Source organism: Pelagibacterium limicola (genome assembly GCF_015694405.1).
Taxonomy (GTDB): Bacteria; Pseudomonadota; Alphaproteobacteria; order Rhizobiales; family Devosiaceae; genus Pelagibacterium; species Pelagibacterium limicola.
In genome coordinates this window covers 361,395-377,476 of sequence record NZ_JADQDB010000004.1, presented here as the reverse complement: position 1 = coordinate 377,476, position 16,082 = coordinate 361,395, and the positions used below count along the sequence as shown (strand labels likewise).

General features: G+C 60.0%; 13 protein-coding genes. 10 read left to right on the top strand and 3 right to left on the bottom strand.

The features are described 5' to 3' along the window. Nucleotides 1-6: 6 nt before the first annotated feature. From I2G20_RS10695 to I2G20_RS10685, 3 genes are all read right to left on the bottom strand, one after another. Entirely contained in the window at nt 7-1,440 is a 1,434-nt protein-coding gene (locus I2G20_RS10695) for a mannose-1-phosphate guanylyltransferase/mannose-6-phosphate isomerase (RefSeq protein WP_196259685.1), read from the bottom strand. After that, nucleotides 1,440-2,864 carry a phosphohexomutase domain-containing protein gene (locus I2G20_RS10690; protein WP_196259684.1) on the bottom strand — a complete coding sequence of 475 codons (1,425 nt, stop codon included), beginning with the start codon at nt 2,862-2,864 and terminating at the stop codon, nt 1,440-1,442. The genes I2G20_RS10695 and I2G20_RS10690 overlap by 1 nt, the downstream gene beginning before the upstream one ends. Nucleotides 2,865-3,049: 185 nt before the next feature. Further along, the gene (locus tag I2G20_RS10685) at nt 3,050-4,417 is read right to left on the bottom strand and encodes a class-II fumarase/aspartase family protein (protein ID WP_196259683.1); all 1,368 of its coding nucleotides are present in this window, start codon (nt 4,415-4,417) and stop codon (nt 3,050-3,052) included. A 377-nt stretch (nt 4,418-4,794) separates the two neighbouring features. Here I2G20_RS10685 and I2G20_RS10680 point away from each other — a divergent pair, with 377 nt between their 5' ends. The 10 genes from I2G20_RS10680 (at nt 4,795) to I2G20_RS10635 (ending at nt 16,019) form a co-directional block, all read left to right on the top strand. Further along, a complete protein-coding gene (locus tag I2G20_RS10680) occupies nt 4,795-6,141 on the top strand; it encodes a UDP-glucose dehydrogenase family protein (RefSeq protein ID WP_196259682.1) in 1,347 nt (448 codons plus the stop codon). Further along, a complete protein-coding gene (locus tag I2G20_RS10675) occupies nt 6,138-7,151 on the top strand; it encodes an NAD-dependent epimerase/dehydratase family protein (RefSeq protein ID WP_196259681.1) in 1,014 nt (337 codons plus the stop codon). Before I2G20_RS10680 ends, I2G20_RS10675 begins: the two co-directional genes overlap by 4 nt. 164 nt (nt 7,152-7,315) lie before the next feature. Continuing rightward, nucleotides 7,316-8,722, top strand: coding sequence for a flippase (locus I2G20_RS10670; RefSeq protein ID WP_196259680.1), 1,407 nt, complete (start codon nt 7,316-7,318; stop codon nt 8,720-8,722). Further along, a complete protein-coding gene (locus I2G20_RS10665) occupies nt 8,719-9,357 on the top strand; it encodes a hypothetical protein (RefSeq protein ID WP_196259679.1) in 639 nt (212 codons plus the stop codon). The genes I2G20_RS10670 and I2G20_RS10665 overlap by 4 nt, the downstream gene beginning before the upstream one ends. Nucleotides 9,358-9,385: 28 nt before the next feature. Next, nucleotides 9,386-10,300 (top strand): sulfotransferase domain-containing protein, encoded by a 915-nt coding sequence (locus tag I2G20_RS10660; protein ID WP_196259678.1) that lies wholly within the window; start codon nt 9,386-9,388, stop codon nt 10,298-10,300. Continuing rightward, entirely contained in the window at nt 10,287-11,405 is a 1,119-nt protein-coding gene (locus I2G20_RS10655) for a glycosyltransferase (RefSeq protein WP_196259677.1), read from the top strand. Before I2G20_RS10660 ends, I2G20_RS10655 begins: the two co-directional genes overlap by 14 nt. A gap of 108 nt (nt 11,406-11,513) precedes the next feature. After that, the gene (locus tag I2G20_RS10650) at nt 11,514-12,716 is read left to right on the top strand and encodes an ArnT family glycosyltransferase (RefSeq protein ID WP_196259676.1); all 1,203 of its coding nucleotides are present in this window, start codon (nt 11,514-11,516) and stop codon (nt 12,714-12,716) included. Next, nucleotides 12,713-13,501, top strand: a complete 789-nt coding sequence (locus I2G20_RS10645) for a sulfotransferase family protein (RefSeq protein WP_196259675.1) — start codon at nt 12,713-12,715, stop codon at nt 13,499-13,501. Before I2G20_RS10650 ends, I2G20_RS10645 begins: the two co-directional genes overlap by 4 nt. Further along, on the top strand, nt 13,501-14,622 hold the full coding sequence (locus I2G20_RS10640; RefSeq protein WP_196259674.1) for a glycosyltransferase family 4 protein: 1,122 nt from the start codon (nt 13,501-13,503) through the stop codon (nt 14,620-14,622). The genes I2G20_RS10645 and I2G20_RS10640 overlap by 1 nt, the downstream gene beginning before the upstream one ends. 98 nt (nt 14,623-14,720) lie before the next feature. After that, nucleotides 14,721-16,019: a sugar transferase gene (locus I2G20_RS10635; RefSeq protein ID WP_196259673.1), complete on the top strand. Its 1,299-nt coding sequence runs from the start codon at nt 14,721-14,723 to the stop codon at nt 16,017-16,019. Nucleotides 16,020-16,082: the final 63 nt, after the last annotated feature.

The window sequence follows — 16,082 nt, the reverse complement described above, 5'->3', positions numbered from 1 at the left end:
CTCGAACTAATTGCGCCCGAATTCGTCCTCGATGCGCACGATATCGTCTTCCCCAAGATAGGAGCCCGTCTGGACCTCGATGAGTTCGAGCAGGATCTTGCCGGGGTTGGAAAGGCGGTGAACGGCGCCCTGGGGGATATAAACGCTTTCACTTTCCCGCAGAGTCTTGATCTTGTCGCCCACCTGGACTTCCGCCGTACCGCGCACGACAACCCAATGCTCGGAGCGGTGAAAATGCTTTTGCAGGCTGAGGCGCTTGCCCGGTTTGACGAACAGACGCTTGACCTGAAACCTTTCGCCATTGAGCACGGAGGAGTAGCCGCCCCACGGCCGGTAGCTGGTCAGGTGGGTTTCCGTAAGGTCGCGCGTTGCCGGATCGGCCTTGAGCTGCTTGACGACCGACCCGACGGATTGCGCAGAGGAAAGGCGCCCAACGTAAACGGCGTCCTCGCTGGCAAGGACTGCGACATCCTCGAGCCCATCGACGACGACATGATACTTTTCGGAGATGACGAGCGAGGCGGAAGTCTCTCCCAGCGTCACCGGCCCTACGCCCAGATTACCCTTCGCGTCGCGCTTGCCGGACTTCCAGACCGCATCCCATGAGCCCAGATCCGACCATACGATGGGGGCCGGGACGACGACCGCGCGGTCGGTCTTTTCAAAGATCGCGTAATCGACGGAGATGTCGGGCGCCTTGGAAAAGGCTTGAGCATCGAGCCTCAGAAAGTCCAGATCGGATACGGCTGCATCGACGGCCCCCTTCGCCGCCGACAATACGTCGGGCGCAAACCTCCGGCATTGGTCGAGAAAGGTCTGGGCGTCGAAAACGAACATGCCTGAATTCCAGAAGTAATTTCCGGCGGCAATCATTTCTGCCGCGCGGGCGGCGTCGGGCTTTTCGACGAAGCGCGTAACGGCGCAGGCACCCGAAACGCGCTGTTCCCCGGCCTCGATATAGCCGAAGCCGGTCGCGGGCTCGGTCGGCGCGATTCCGAACGTGACGAGAGCCCCCTCACCGGCCGCTGTTTCGGCAGCATCGAGAGCCGCCCGATAGGCAGCGTCGATTTCGATCTGGTGGTCGGACGGCAGAACGTGAACGATCCTGGTGCTGTCCCCCCGCGCGGCGAAGAGAACCGCGGCCGCAATGGCGGGAGCCGTGTTACGTGCCATCGGTTCGAGCAAAATGCCCGAAAGCGGGATGCCTACGTCCTGCGCCTGCTCGGCAACAAGAAAGCGATATTCCGCATTGGTTACGACAAGAGGGGCTGCGTAGCGCGGATCGGATGCCAGACGCTTGAGGGTATCCTGAAACAGGCTGTCTTCGCCCAGAAGCGCCAGGAATTGCTTGGGACGCGACGACCGTGACATTGGCCACAGCCTCGTGCCTGTTCCGCCCGCCAGGACAATCGGCGTAATGCGTCCATTTTTTGAAGACATTATCGTTCAACCGTGCTGTCAAAATAATCGTTTAGTCGCGTCATCAGCATCTCGAGCATTGCATCAGCCGCCGCAATCGTATCGGCTTCAACGTAGCAACGCAGTTCGGGTGCATTGCCCGACTGGCGAAAATGTACGATCGAGCCATCGGCAAGCGTCAATCGCGTGCCGTCGGTGGTGTCGATCGCCTCAGTTTCGGCGAGAAGGCGGGCAAAAGCGGCGCGCCATTCCTTGTTCCCGGCCATCCCCGCAACGAAAGCCCCGCCGCTATCGGGCGCGATATCCTTGAGCCGATCCGCTTTCATTGCGCGCGACGGCAGATCGGCCACAAGCGCAGAGAGTGGCCTCCGGCCTGCCGCACCTGCAGCCAGAACAGCGACCATAGGCAGGATGGCATCGCGCGTGGGAAGCGGATCGAGCCGCCCTCCTGTCAGGTCAAACGAACTCTGGACCAGGAACCCGCCATTGGCTTCAAAGCCCACGGCGCTCATTGGCTCCGCCGCCATCGCTTCGACGACATAGGGCGAACCGATGCGCGTACGGACGACCTTTTCGAACCACCCGCTCTTTTCGATGGCGCTCGTCGAGGTCAGCGGCGTAACCACGACCCGCGCGCCAAGCGCCCGCGCCGTCAGGGCACCCAAGACGTCGCCATTGATCTGGCTGCCGGTCTCGTCGAGCACCAGTGGGCGGTCGCCGTCGCCATCGGTCGAGACCACCGCATCGAGATCGTGCGCCGCAAGCGCCGTCCGCAGCTCGCTCATGGCGCCCGGGCCGACCGCCTCGGTATCGACGGCCACAAAATCTGCGCTCCGTCCGAACCGGAGGCATTCGGCGCCCAGCGCCTCGAGGATTTCGACAATCAGGTCCCGCCCGGCAGCGGAATGCTCGAAGACGCCGATGCGTAGCCCTTCGAGCACGCCAGGCACAAAGGCCTCGCGATAACGCTTGCGATAGGCAGCGACCACGGCCCTGTCGGGGGGTGGCAAATCAGGCTTCGCACCGAGGAGGCGCATCGACCCTTTTTCGACCGCCGCCCGGATCGGGGCCTCGTCCGATTTGAGAAGCTCGCCGTCGGGGCGATAGAACTTGAGACCGTTATAATCGGCCGGTATGTGGCTGCCCGTCACGACGATGGCAGGCACCCCCTGCCGCAGTGCAAAAGCGGCAACAGCGGGCGTGGGCGCAACCCCGGCATAGCGCGGGGTCCACCCGCTCCCGGCGACCGCCGCCGCCACGCGCCGCGCGATAACCGGGCTCGATGCACGCAAATCGGCGCCGATCCATACGGCCCTTTCGCGCGCGCCCGCGCACGCTTCCTCAAGGAAAGCCGCCACATAAGAGGCAACCGCCGTATCGGTGAACCCATTCGCGTGTCCGCGCAGGCCGGACGTGCCAAAACTGATGCTGTAGTCGACGGCCATAACGCTCTTGTCATCTCTGGCTCATCGCCGCTCGGGACGGATCAACGAACCGCACAATGAATAAATGCAAATGCAAAAAAAACGAAAGCAACAAATATCCCGCACTCTATCCACGCTATCCCGCTCACCGCAATAGGGCATCACTACAAGACCCGCGCGGGCTCGAAGATTCCCTCGAATGGGGTTCAGGAGGCCGAAAGCCCTTGTTCCTGTGCGCGGTTGAGTACCGTATCGACCATTTGCGGGGCAGCGCCGGTATAGTTCGCGGGATCGAGCAGGCTGTCGAGTTGACCGGCCGCGAGGTATTCCTTCAATTCGTCAAGCGTTTCCAGCTGCGCGCGCAAGGTGGTATTTTGCGCGATCGCGGTCTGGGCCGCACCGAATACGAGTTCATGCGCCGCGTTGCGCCCGATGTGGGGCGCCAGCCCCATCATGACGGACTCCGCCATGATGAGCCCCCCATCGCCCTCGAGGTTGGCACGCATTCGCGCCGTATCCACTTCCAGCCCCTCGAGGACGGGCCGCATATGCTTGAATGCCCCGGACGCTAGCAGGAACGCTTCGGGGATCACCATCCATTCGATCGGCATTCCTGCGACGGCACGCTCATGCTCCTGAATCATCGCCGTCATCTGGGAGGCCGTTTTTTCGCGCAGGAGGGCGGCGATGGCGATGACCTGCGGGCAGGCAATCGGGTTGCGCTTCTGCGGCATGGTGGACGAGGCTCCCCGCCCCGTCTCGTAAGGTTCCCGGACCTCACCGACTTCGGTGCGCATCAGGGTGGCGATTTCGGTGGCGAACTTGCCGAGGCTGGCGGTGACGAGCCCCAGCCAGAAAACGGTCTCGGTAAAACCGTCTCGCGCGTTGTGCCAGCTTATGGCGGGATCGCCCAGCCCGAGGATTTCGGCCTGCCGCTTCCGCATCGCGAGGGCCTTTTCTCCAATGGTGGCCAGCGTGCCCACCGCGCCGCCGCATTGAACCACTTCGAGCCGCGCGCGGATTTGCGGCAACCGCTCGCGGTGGCGCAGCATCTCATCGAGCCAGATCGCGGCTTTATATCCGAAGGTGATCGGCGCGGCTTGCTGCATGAAGGTCCGTCCCGCCATCACCGAATTGCGATGCGTGCGCGCCAGAGCGGCCAAAGCGATGCAGACCGCGTCGAGCTCGGCGGCAATCAGATCGAGCCCCGCACGCATTTGCAGCACCAGCCCGGTATCGAGAATGTCCTGGGTGGTCGAGCCCCAGTGCACAAAGCGCGCTGCATCCGGCCCCGCTGCCTTACCCAACTGGCGCACCAGAGGCATGATGGCAAAGCCGGCCCTGTCGAACTCGATCTTCATGGCAACGATATCGAGATTTTCGACCTTCGCTGCCGCAGCGATGGCTTGCGCCGCCTCCTGCGGGATCAGTCCGAGATCGGCCTGGGCGCGCGCAAGGGCGACCTCGACGTCGAGCCAGGATCGATAGCGCGCGGTGTCGGAAAAGACCGCCCGCATCGCCCCGGCGCTGTATTGATCGCGGTAATAGTCGGAATCGAGGAGAGTAGAGGGCATGGGGACTTTCGGACTTGAGGCGGATAGGCCGAGGCACGTTATGCGGCCATTGCCGGTTCGTCCAGCAGGCGTATCGGCATACGGGACCGACCCATTGTCATATTCCTGCCCTGCTCGGGTGTAGTTTGCTGGCGCTGTCATTTGCTGGACACGGTTTTCAGTCTAACGCCTGCGTGCATGAGATTTCGTCAAGGCGGGTATGCTGCAAAATGAGGTATTGGGCGCAGGGCTGGCTGGTCTAAGTTCATTCCGTCAAATTCAAGCCTTGCCAATGCGCAGCAACTGGCAGAAAAGCGCGGGGATCGCCAAATCGAATTGCACGCAGCAAAACCGGGACAACCATCGGCAGCGATGGGAAGACAGCGAGGAGCTCAGGAATGCATATAGCGATGGTAGGGTCTGGCTATGTTGGGCTGGTGAGCGGGGCGTGTTTTGCCGATTTCGGTCATTGGGTGACGTGCGTTGATGTGGACGCGGGCAAGCTGGAGCGCTTGCGGGACGGGGTAATGCCGATCTACGAGCCCGGGCTCGAGGAACTGGTGCGCACCAACATGGAGGCGGGGCGGCTCGATTTCACGACCGATCTGGCGGCGGCGGTGGGCAAGGCCGATGTGGTCTTCATCGCGGTCGGCACGCCCTCGCGGCGCGGGGACGGACATGCAGACCTCTCCTATGTCCATGCGGCGGCCGCCGATATCGCCCGCGCGCTCGAAGGGTTCACGGTGATCGTCACCAAGTCGACCGTGCCGGTGGGAAGCGGGGACGATGTCGAGCGGATCATCGGCGAGACCAACCCCGATGCCGATTTCGTCGTCGTCTCCAACCCCGAATTCCTGCGCGAGGGCGCCGCGATCGAGGACTTCAAGCGCCCCGACCGCATCGTTGTGGGGCTCGAGGACGAGCGGGCCCGCCCCGTGATGGAAGAGGTCTACCGCCCGCTCTATCTCAACCAGGCGCCCCTGATGTTCACCGGCCGCCGCACCGCCGAACTCATCAAATACGCCGCCAATGCCTTCCTGGCCATGAAGATCACCTTCATCAACGAGATGGCCGACCTGTGCGAGAAGGCGGGGGGCGACGTACAGGCGGTGGCGCGCGGGATCGGGCTCGACAAGCGCATCGGCCCCAAATTCCTCAATGCCGGCCCGGGCTATGGCGGAAGCTGCTTTCCCAAGGATACGCTGGCCCTGGTCAAGACGGGCCAGGAATATGACGCGCCGCTGCGGCTGATCGAGGCGACCGTGGCGGTCAACGAGAACCGCAAGCGGGCCATGGGCCGCAAGGTCATCGCGGCCTGCGGGGGCTCGGTGCGCGGCAAGCGGATCGGCATTCTGGGCCTGACCTTCAAGCCCAATACCGACGACATGCGCGATGCCCCCTCCATCGCCATCATCCAGGCCCTGCGCGACGCCGGCGCGGAAATCCGGGCCTACGACCCCGAAGGCATGGACATGGCCAAATCCCTCATCGAAGGGCTCGAATGCGCCGCCGATGCCTATGACCTGGCCAACAACGCCGATTGCCTGGTGCTGGTCACCGAGTGGAACCAGTTCCGATCTCTCGACCTCGGGCGCATCCGGGCCCTGATGGCTACCCCCTGCTTTGTCGACCTGCGCAATGTCTACCGCGCCACCGAAATGGAAAAGGCCGGCATCGCCTACACACCCATCGGACAAGGCGCACAGACACAAAACCAAATCCTCCATATGGATGCCGCTCAATGAGGGTTCTTGTCACGGGAAGCGCGGGCTTCATCGGCTATCATCTTTCGCGACGGCTCCTTGCCGATGGGCATGAGGTGCTCGGCTATGACGGCATGACGCCCTATTACGACGTCTCGCTCAAGCGGTACCGCAACGCGATCCTGGCGCAGAACCCCAGATACCGGTTCGTCGAGGCCATGCTCGAGGACCGGGAAACGCTGGACCGCACGGTATCGCAATTTCAGCCCCGGATCGTCGTGCACCTGGCTGCGCAGGCAGGCGTGCGCTATTCGATCGAAGCGCCGCAAACCTACATTTCCTCCAATGTGGTGGGCACGGCCAACCTCATAGACATTCTCAAGGTCCACCGGCCGGACCATTTTCTTTTTGCCTCGACGTCATCGGTCTACGGGGGCAACGAAAAGATGCCGTTCGAAGAGGCCGAGCGCACGGACTTCCCTGTCTCGCTCTATGCGGCCACCAAGAAGGCCGGCGAGGCGCTGACCCATTCGTTCGCGCATCTCAACGATATCCCCACCACCTGCTTCCGGTTCTTCACTGTCTATGGCACGGCGGGACGGCCCGATATGGCGCTCTACAAATTCGTGGACCTCATCGAACGGGGCGAGCCCATCGAAGTCTACGGCAATGGCGAGATGGAGCGCGATGCGACCAGCGTCGACGATCTCGTGGAAGCCATTGTGAAGCTCTTCGATGCCGTTCCCGTAAGGGGCCGGCCTGTGCCGGTCGAGGGCGTCGCGGACTCCCTTTCTCCCGTCGCGCCCTGGCGGGTGGTCAATATCGCCGGCGGGCAGCCGGTCAGGCTCATGACGTTCATCCAGGCCATCGAAGCCGCCCTGGGCAGGAGCGCTGAAAAGATCATGCTGCCCATGCAGCAGGGCGACGTGGTCGCGACCTTTGCCGACCCCTCGCTGCTCAAGGCCCTGACCGGGTTTGTGCCCGAAAAGGGAATCGAGGAGACAGTCGGCGCCTTCGTCAAATGGTATAGGGCGTACAAATCGGGGGAATAGCGATAATTTCGGTCTATCGCTGCGCAGAGGTTGTTGCATAAAGGCCGTGAAAGCGTTCGATAGCGTTCAGTTCGTGACCAATCTGCGTAAATACGTTCTATTGCCCCTTTTCGGCCGTTTTATGCCCTCTATTGAGTAACCTCCTCAAGATTCGCGTTATCAAGATGGCCTTGACTTCCTTTTTAACTGCATTTCGTTCAGGACAGGGGCTGAAGGGCCAGCTTTTGCGCGGCGGGGTGGGCTCTGTTGCGATCAAGATCGGCTCGACCCTGCTCAATGTCGGCCTCGCCATCGTTCTTGCGCGCGCGCTGGGGGCGGAAGGGTTCGGGGTCTATTCGTTCGTCTTTGCGCTCATCACCATCATGGCCATCCCCGCCCAGATGGGCCTGCCAAATCTCGTCGTGCGGGAAACGGCCAAGGCGCAGGCCGGGGAAAATTGGGGGCTGATGAAGGGGCTGTGGCGCTGGTCGAGCCTTATGGCGCTGGGGATGTCAGCCGTCCTCATGGCCATCGGCGCGCTGGCCGCCTGGATATTCGCCGCCAACCTGCCGGAGGGCGGAATTGCGGTTTTTTACTGGGGCCTCGTGCTGGTGCCGCTGGTGGCGCTGGGAAACCTGCGCGGCGCGGCCTTGCGCGGACTGCGCCATGTGGTGCAGGGACAACTGCCCGAATTCATCCTCAGGCCGGCCTTCCTGATCGGGCTGGTCCTTGCGGCGCATTTCGGCCTTTCAGCCCGCGCCTTGACGGCCTCCGACGCGATGATGCTGCACGCGGTCGCCAGCCTTATGGCGTTCATGATCGGGGCATGGCTGCTATTGCGGGCACGCCCGGTGGAGCTCAAGGCGGCTCAAAACCCCGAAGTACATACCCGCCTCTGGCTGGCGAGCGCAGTGCCGTTGGCAATGATAGCGGGGATGAACCAGCTCATTACAAACACCGACGTCGTTATGCTTGGTTTTTTCAAGGCACACGCAGATGTAGGCTACTACAAAATCGCCGTCCAGGGAGCCGTCCTCGTCGCCCTTGTGCTTTCGGCGGCTAATCTTGTTGTCATGCCACATATTGCGCGCCTCTATGCACAGGGCGATTTGAAGCGATTGCAGCGTGTCGCCACCACCTCAGCTCGCTCGACGGCTATGTTTTCATTGCCAGCATTTCTGGTGATCGTGGTTTTCGGTCGCGAAATCATTGGCATTCTATTCGGGAACGAATTCGAGCCCGGCTATACTGCATTGGTTATTTTGGCTTGCGGTCAGCTTATAAATGCGTTGGCCAGTTCGGTCGGCCCTCTGTTGTCCATGTCGGGTCACGAACGGCACCTGTCTCAGGTGCTTTTTGCAATGGTTGGGCTCAACATGGCTCTCAATTATGCCTTGATACCGATGTTCGGAATAACGGGGGCTGCACTAGCAACGGCAACAACTATCGCCACCAAAAACCTCATTTTGTGGGGCGTAGTTCGCCGCCACTTGGGAATTGACGCGTCGGCGCTTGGCCTATCCGTGGGGCGCCCTAGGATTTCCACCCCCGTTCGCTCCAATCTAGAACAACAAGAATCGAACGAAAAATGATCGCCTCATTCACTCACAACTTTATTTTTATTAAGACCCGAAAGACGGCAGGAACGAGCGCTGAGATTGTTATGAGTTCTTGGTGCAGGGGGAATGATATCTGCACGCCAATTTCCACGCGTGATGAGGATATTCGCGCCGAGTTTGGGGGCCAAGCTATGAACTATCGTGGCTGGTTCGGGGCAAAATATGTCAGCCACATGCATGCGTCGGCAGTACGTAAAAGGCTCAATGGGTTCTGGGAGCGAGCCTATACGTTCGCTGTTGACCGGCACCCCTATGATAAGGTGTTGTCTCAGTCGGCATTTAGACTAGGGCGACAGGGCTCCTATACTCCGGACGACCTAATTCAGGAGATCGACAATCTCTTAGCGACTGATCGGTATCTGAACTATCCACTATATACTTATAATGGCTCAGTCATTGTGGACCAAGTTGTTCGTTACGAAGAGCTCTGGGACCACCTGAAGAGCTTGGCGGAAAGAACTGGCAATCCATTTCCCCACACATTGCCCATGGCCAAAGGACAGTTCAGGAACGACTTCGTTACGAGGGAGTTGCTGACACCTCAGCAGAAGCGCGACATTCAAAAAGGTGCCGAGTTCGAATTTTCACTACTCGGCTGGGACGCGTAGGTTTCCCCTTCATGAGAGGTAAATCAGATTGAAAAAGCCGACCTTTTTTATATTGGGTGCACCAAAATGTGGAACTACTTCCATGGCCACGTGGCTCTCGCAACATCCCAACGTCTTTTTCTCCGCCATAAAGGAGCCGCACCATTTCGATACCGATCATAAGCCGGGCATAAAAGACCTAGCCAGCTATGAGAGGCTGTTCAAGGATGCCGGTGACGCACACCTGCAGGTCGGCGAAGCATCGGTCAGGTATCTCAACTCCGATATGGCAGTTAGAAACATTCTTGACTACTCACCCGAAGCTAAATTCATCGTAATGGTGCGGAACCCGGTCGAGATGGCCGCGTCGCTTCACGAGCAATACGTATTTACTCTAAACGAAGACGTCGAGTCCTTTGAGAAAGCTTGGCGCCTTCAATCCGCAAGAGCGCAAGGACAAAATATCCCATTAAGATGTGTCGACCCCAAACACCTTCAGTACGGAAGCTATTGCAGCCTTGGACGTCAGCTTGAGCGACTATTTGGTGCGGTTTCACCATCAAGGGTCCGTATCGTTTTCATGGAAGACTTGAATACTAGCGCAGGAGAAGTCTATCAGTCGCTCTTGGAGTTCCTCGAGCTTCCGGCATGGCAACCAGACAGTTTTGTTAGGCTGAATGCGGCCAAACAATGGAAGAACAAACTGCTCGCAACCCTGGTAACGTTAGCCGTCAGGGCAAAGATCGCAATGGGTCTGCGGGCTAAAAGCTTTGGCGTCGGCACTGCCATTAGCAAATGGAACCGCATTGAGCGGCCGAGGGCCACACTCACACCAGAAATGCGTACCATATTGGAGGATTATTTTCGGGAGGACATTCTATTGTTGTCCCGCCTCACGGGCAGGGACCTTGGTCATTGGTTTCAGAGCTCCCGATCATTCCAGAGGTCTGATGCGCAAGCCTAAAATTGTCCATGTGTTGAATGCCTTTCGATCAGGCGCGATCCCACACATTCTGCGGGACATTCATCCCTCCATCGAGTCCGAGTTCGACGTAGAGGTTGTCGCTTTGAACAGAGCTCCTGAGAACGACAACGTCGCGGCACAGTTTTCGAATCTCGGAATACCAGTCAGTGTGATCGGCGCGTCTAGTCCAAATCCAGTGCTCTCCATTCACGCCCTCCATAGGTTGCTTCGTCAAAAGGCGCCAAGCGTAGTTCACGCGCATATGGGACGTTCGATCCTCTTGGCGCCGTTCTGCGCGCCCCGCAGAGCCAGCGTATGCGCAACGTTCCACGGCATGCGCGAAGGTTTTAATCCGGCGACATCCACTGTGATACGTCTGATTGAAGGCACCTTTGACCGGCGAACCTATGTTTCGAAAGGCGTCGCCGAGAGCTGGGCAAACCTCCACAAGAAGGGCTCGGTGGTTATACCAAATCCAGTTGATATCCATCGTTTCCGCGCTGATGCTTCGCAAGGCGATCGCATCAGGAATGAGTTTGAGGTAGAAGAGAATGAAGCGCTGCTGGTTTCGGTCGGACGCCTAGTAAAGGCCAAAGGCCATCGATGTCTTGTTGAAGCAATTGGCATCCTGAAGCGTAGCGTATCAATCAGGTTCAAGCTTGTGATCGCAGGGCGCGGTCCCGAAGAGAAAACAATTCGTGCCGAGATCGCGCGATTTGGCCTTGAGAATTTCGTTCACTTGGCGGGCTTCCGCGACGATATTCCGGCCCTCATGTCGGCGGCCGATATCTGCATAATGCCCTCGCTTTGGGAGGGCTTTGGTCTGGCGGCGGTAGAGGCTATGGCCGCTGGGAGGCCTGTCATTGCTTCCGACCTGCCCGGCGTTCGCGAGTATATCGATACTGGCCAGACGGGCCTTCTCTGTCGACCAGGCGATGCAGAATCACTAGCCCAAAGCATCGATGTCTTATTGTTTGACGCGGCGCTGCGGGACCGTATCGCTCGATCCGGCCGGGAAGTTGCCGAACGGAAATTCAGCGCGCCAGTGATAGCGCGCCAGTATGCAGAAATGTATAAGGAACTTTTGCGCAACCGAACAATATAGCGTTTGCCGGATTCGGCATATTGCGATTCATCTGCGGCCTATTTGAAGCCTTAGGATCCATGCAACGAACTCCAGCCGAAACACGACACTGCAAGGGGTTCGCCCAAAATGGCTGACGTTCTTGGCGCTGGCGCGCTTCTCCTTAATTTGTTGATGGTCTCGGCGCTAGTAGCTCGTAGGCAGCGCTTCACGCTTATTCTCCTGACGGCCCTGACCCTCAGAACCTCCGCCGCACTTATACACTATTACGTATTGCCCCTTCCTGGCGGCTTGGCCGATGCGGTGGGATTCGAGCGAACCGCTTGGGAGTTCTCTCAGGATATCTGGGGTACCATCACTGATTTCAGGTATAGTACATCTTACATCTACAGCCTCTTCTTGGCCATCCCCTACGCCTTTACGGATCGCAGCCCTCTTATGCTGCAGGCGTTCTCTGTGCTGGTCGGCACTTTGAACGTCTATCTCGTATGGAAGCTCGCCTCAGAATTATGGGGGCGTGAGTACGCTTCGCGACCGGCATGGATTGTAGCCATATTTCCCATACCGGTAATGTATGCGGCGCTGACGATGCGTGAAGCCTATATCACCTTCTTCGTATTGCTGGCGCTGCTGTTTGTCGCTCGCTGGGTCAACTCGGGCAAGCTCCGCCATCTCGCCGGCTCCGTCGTTGCCTTCGGTATGGGCGCGGCGTTTCACGGCGGGATAATAGTTGGGCTGCTCTCGCTGGTTGCCTTGATTGTTTTGTCGGCCGGAACCGGACTGGCGGCAGGATTGGTCAAAGGTCGAGTGCCTTTGCGGTCGTTTGCAATTGTCATGGCTGCCGTAATCGGACTGCTGCTCCTGTTCCTAGTCGATCCATCCATCCCCAAGCTGGGTCGCCCGACCCAACTGCTTGGCCCGGAGCGTTACCTTCAAGTGCTCGGGGTGCGCGCCAGGGGGGATGCGAGCTATCCCGTTTGGCTTGTGGCGAGCAACGGGTTGGAACTGGTCTATCTTGTGCCGCTACGGGTGGCCTACTTCCTCTTTTCGCCCTTTCCATGGGACGTTCGCCAAGCTGCCCATTTTATCGGCCTTGCCGACGGCTTGATCTTCATGGCGCTCACCTTCGCCGTCGCCGCGAATTTCGATCTGATCAAACGTAACAAGGCCGCCTTGATGGTCTTTTTGATCCTGGCAGGCCTGATCGTTGCCTTTTCCATGGGTACAAGCAATTTCGGCACCGCGCTTCGGCATCGGTCCAAGTTTGTATTCATTTTGGTAATTCTGGCTGTCCCCGCCTATACGCGACTGCGCAGGAAAATTGCTCGATGACTCTCCCCACGGCCCTCGTCATCGGCCCCATGAAGGCCGGGACCACCTGGATGCACGATTATCTGGAGGCGCGGGGGGATGTGTGCCTGCCGCTCGAGGTGAAGGAAACCTTCTATTTCGACCGCTACCACGATCGTGGTCTGGACTGGTACCGCCATCATTTCCGGCACTGGGACGCGGCCCGGCACAGGATTGCCGTCGAGGTGGCTCCGAGCCTGTTCCATTCGCCCGATGCGCCAAGCCGCGTGCGCAACGATCTCGGGGAAGTGCCGCTGATCGTGGCGCGGCGCGACCCCGTGGCACGCAGTTGGTCGCATTACATGCATCTGCGACGCTATGGATATACGCGCAAACCTCTTGAAGAGGCTGTGACGGAGTTTCCCCAGATCCTCACAGCCAGCCGTTATGAAGAGCGGCTGGAGGTTTGGCGCGAGGCGCTGCCCGAGGCCCGGATCGTCGAACTGGATCTGGACGTGCTCAAGACCGATCCCGATGCCTATGTGCGCCAGCTTTGCGACGCCCTCGCCATTCCTGTCACGCCAGTGCCGGAAGCGCTTGCGGGCGAAAGCAACAAGGGCGCCGTCCCGCCCTCCTATCTGGCAGCCAAGTTCGGGCGGAGCCTTTCCTACAAGTTGCGATCTCTGGGGCTTTACAACGTCGTCAATGCAGCCAAGGCCGTGGGACTCAAGCCGCTGTTTTTCGGACGTGGCAGCGTTCGCGCGTCAGCGAAACCCACGGAGGCCGAGCGGGCATTACTGGCCGAACGCCTGGGGCTCGGTGGTTGATGGGCCAACGCTTCGCCATCATCGGGAACCAGGCCTTTTCGCTGCTCAATTTCCGTGGGCCGCTGCTCGCCGAGATCGTTGCGCGGGGACATGCCGTTTTTGCGCTGGCGCCGGATTTCGATGACGAGACGCGGCGGAAATTTGCCGCACTGGGGGTCGAGGCGGTCGATTTCTCGCTCTCGCGTACCGGGCTCAATCCCCTGCGCGACGGTGCCGATGCCGTGCGGCTGGTGGGGGTGTTGCGGGGCCTGAGGCTCGATTGCGTGCTCGGCTTTGCCATCAAGCCGGTCATCTATGGCACCCTGGCGGCGAGGGCAGCGGGCGTGCCCCGGCGCCATGCGCTGATTGCCGGGTTGGGCTATGCCTTTGCCGAGGAGGGATCATCGTTCAAGCAGCGGGCGATCCATAGAGCCGCAAAATCGCTTTACCGGCTGGCGCTGACGCACTGCCAGACCGTCTTCATGCAGAATCCGGACGATGTGGAGGATTTCGTGCGCATGGGGCTGGCCCCCCGCGACCGGATCGTGCGCGTCAACGGCACGGGGGTGGATCTTGCCGATTGGGCGGTCGCGCCGCCGGTCGTCGCGCCCATGACCTTCATGCTCGCCGCGCGGCTTCTGGCCGAGAAGGGGATTTTCCAGTTTGTCGAGGCGGCGCGGGCGATCAAGCGGGAGGCGCCCGAAGCGCGCTTCGTGCTTCTGGGCGGGCTCGATTCCAACCCTCATGGCATCGCGCGGGCCGACGTCGAGGCCTGGGTTGCCGAAGGGATTCTCGAATGGCCCGGCCATGTGCCGGTAAAGCCCTGGCTGGCCCAGGCTAGCGTTTTCGTCCTGCCTTCCTATTACCGCGAGGGCGTGCCACGCTCCATCCAGGAGGCGATGGCCATGGGACGCCCCGTCATCACCACCGATGCGCCCGGGTGCCGCGAGACCGTTATCGAGGGCAGCAACGGCTTCCTCGTGCCCCCGCGCGACTCGGCAGCGTTGGCCGATGCCATGCGTCGGTTCGTCGCCGCGCCAGAGCTCGTTGCGTCGATGGGCGCACGCAGCCGCGCCCTGGTCGAGGAGCGATTCGACGTCCGCAAGGTCAACGCGACGATGATCGGAGCAATGAAACTTTAACCGCGGCATTGACAAGACGCCGCCAAAAGGGGCACATCGGAATGGCATGTCCCCCGGCAGCGATCTATTTTTCGGACGGCAGGTGCATGGACAAAGTCTTGAAGCAACCCAAGGATCGTCGCACGGGAGCGTATTTTGCGCATCTGGGGATGCTTGGCGCGCAAACCCGGCACCATCGCTATTGGCGCGACATACGCGCGTTTGCAATTCCCGTGCTCATTGCGGCCCTGGGCCAGACGCTCATTTACTCAGCGATCTTTCTCCGCACCGGTCGCGCTGACTTTTTCAGCCTTGTTCCGACCATTGCCGCGCTTACCGGCGTTCCCGTACTCAGCGCGTTCATCCTGACTGCCTTCCGGCGCAACGAAGCCCCGATCGTTTCCGCCCTGGCCGTGGTCCTGGTCTTCTTCAGCTTTGCCGTCACGGTGCTTTCAGCGTTTCGTATTCCCATGAGCTATGGCGCCCTGGCTGCCGCACTGCCGGTTTCGACCGTTGCGATGGCGTTCGCCAATATCGGCTTTCACAGGGCAATCAGGGATCGGGTTGGTGTGATCGGCTTTGCCGGCGCGCCCACGGTGGTGGCGCTTTTCAATGGAACGGTCGCCATGATCGGGAGCCCCGAGGAGGATGTGACCCGGTTCGATACCATCCTCGTCGATCCAAATCAGCATCCTTCGGGCGAATGGGCCCACCTTTTATCCCGATGCTATCTATCGGGCGTCGAAATCCTGCCCTGGACGCGCTTTCTCGAGATTCACATGGGCAGGGTGGACGTGTCGTCCTTCGACCTGAGTCATCTTCAATACTCGCCCAGCCAACGTCTCTATGCCCGGGCCAAACGGCTCCTCGATCTTCTCATCGTCGTTTTAACTCTCCCCATCACTATACCCCTCGCCTTATTTACAGCCGCCTATATCTCCTTGCGCGATGGCGGACAGGTTCTGTTCGTGCAGCATCGTTACGGCTTGGGGGGGCGCGTTTTCCGGCTCTACAAGTTCCGGACGATGTACCGCGGTACGCGGGGCGGCGCCACCGTGGTGGCCGACAAACGCATCATCCCGGGCTGCCGTTTCATACGGCGCGCGCGCCTCGATGAGCTTCCTCAACTCTACAACATTCTCAAGGGCGATATGACCTTGATCGGGCCCCGCCCCGAAGCTGCCGATCTTGTGCGTTGGTATCGCAAGGAAATCCCCGAATGGGATTATCGGACGCTGGTGCTGCCGGGCATCACGGGATGGGCGCAGGTCAACAATGGCGCCACCAGCACCCCCGCCGAGGCGAGAACGAAACTCGCCTACGATCTTTATTATATCAAGCACCTTTCATTCGACCTGGACCTGCAAATTCTTTTCCGGACTGTCCGCACGGTTCTATTTGGCACCGGGGCGCGGTAGCGCCTGAACAAGGAGTAATCCGAGCGACTGTCGACGGCGATCGACAGCCACCTGACAATATAT

Excerpts from the sequence above, each read along its gene's own strand:
- I2G20_RS10640 (WP_196259674.1), top strand. The coding sequence starts at position 13,501 with ATGGGCCAACGCTTCGCCATCATCGGGAACCAGGCCTTTTCGCTGCTC.
- I2G20_RS10680 (WP_196259682.1), top strand. The coding sequence starts at position 4,795 with ATGCATATAGCGATGGTAGGGTCTGGCTATGTTGGGCTGGTGAGCGGG.
- I2G20_RS10655 (WP_196259677.1), top strand. The coding sequence starts at position 10,287 with ATGCGCAAGCCTAAAATTGTCCATGTGTTGAATGCCTTTCGATCAGGC.
- I2G20_RS10685 (WP_196259683.1), bottom strand. The coding sequence starts at position 4,417 with ATGCCCTCTACTCTCCTCGATTCCGACTATTACCGCGATCAATACAGC.
- I2G20_RS10670 (WP_196259680.1), top strand. The coding sequence starts at position 7,316 with ATGGCCTTGACTTCCTTTTTAACTGCATTTCGTTCAGGACAGGGGCTG.
- I2G20_RS10645 (WP_196259675.1), top strand. The coding sequence starts at position 12,713 with ATGACTCTCCCCACGGCCCTCGTCATCGGCCCCATGAAGGCCGGGACC.
- I2G20_RS10695 (WP_196259685.1), bottom strand. The coding sequence starts at position 1,440 with ATGTCTTCAAAAAATGGACGCATTACGCCGATTGTCCTGGCGGGCGGA.
- I2G20_RS10675 (WP_196259681.1), top strand. The coding sequence starts at position 6,138 with ATGAGGGTTCTTGTCACGGGAAGCGCGGGCTTCATCGGCTATCATCTT.
- I2G20_RS10690 (WP_196259684.1), bottom strand. The coding sequence starts at position 2,864 with ATGGCCGTCGACTACAGCATCAGTTTTGGCACGTCCGGCCTGCGCGGA.
- I2G20_RS10650 (WP_196259676.1), top strand. The coding sequence starts at position 11,514 with ATGGCTGACGTTCTTGGCGCTGGCGCGCTTCTCCTTAATTTGTTGATG.
- I2G20_RS10665 (WP_196259679.1), top strand. The coding sequence starts at position 8,719 with ATGATCGCCTCATTCACTCACAACTTTATTTTTATTAAGACCCGAAAG.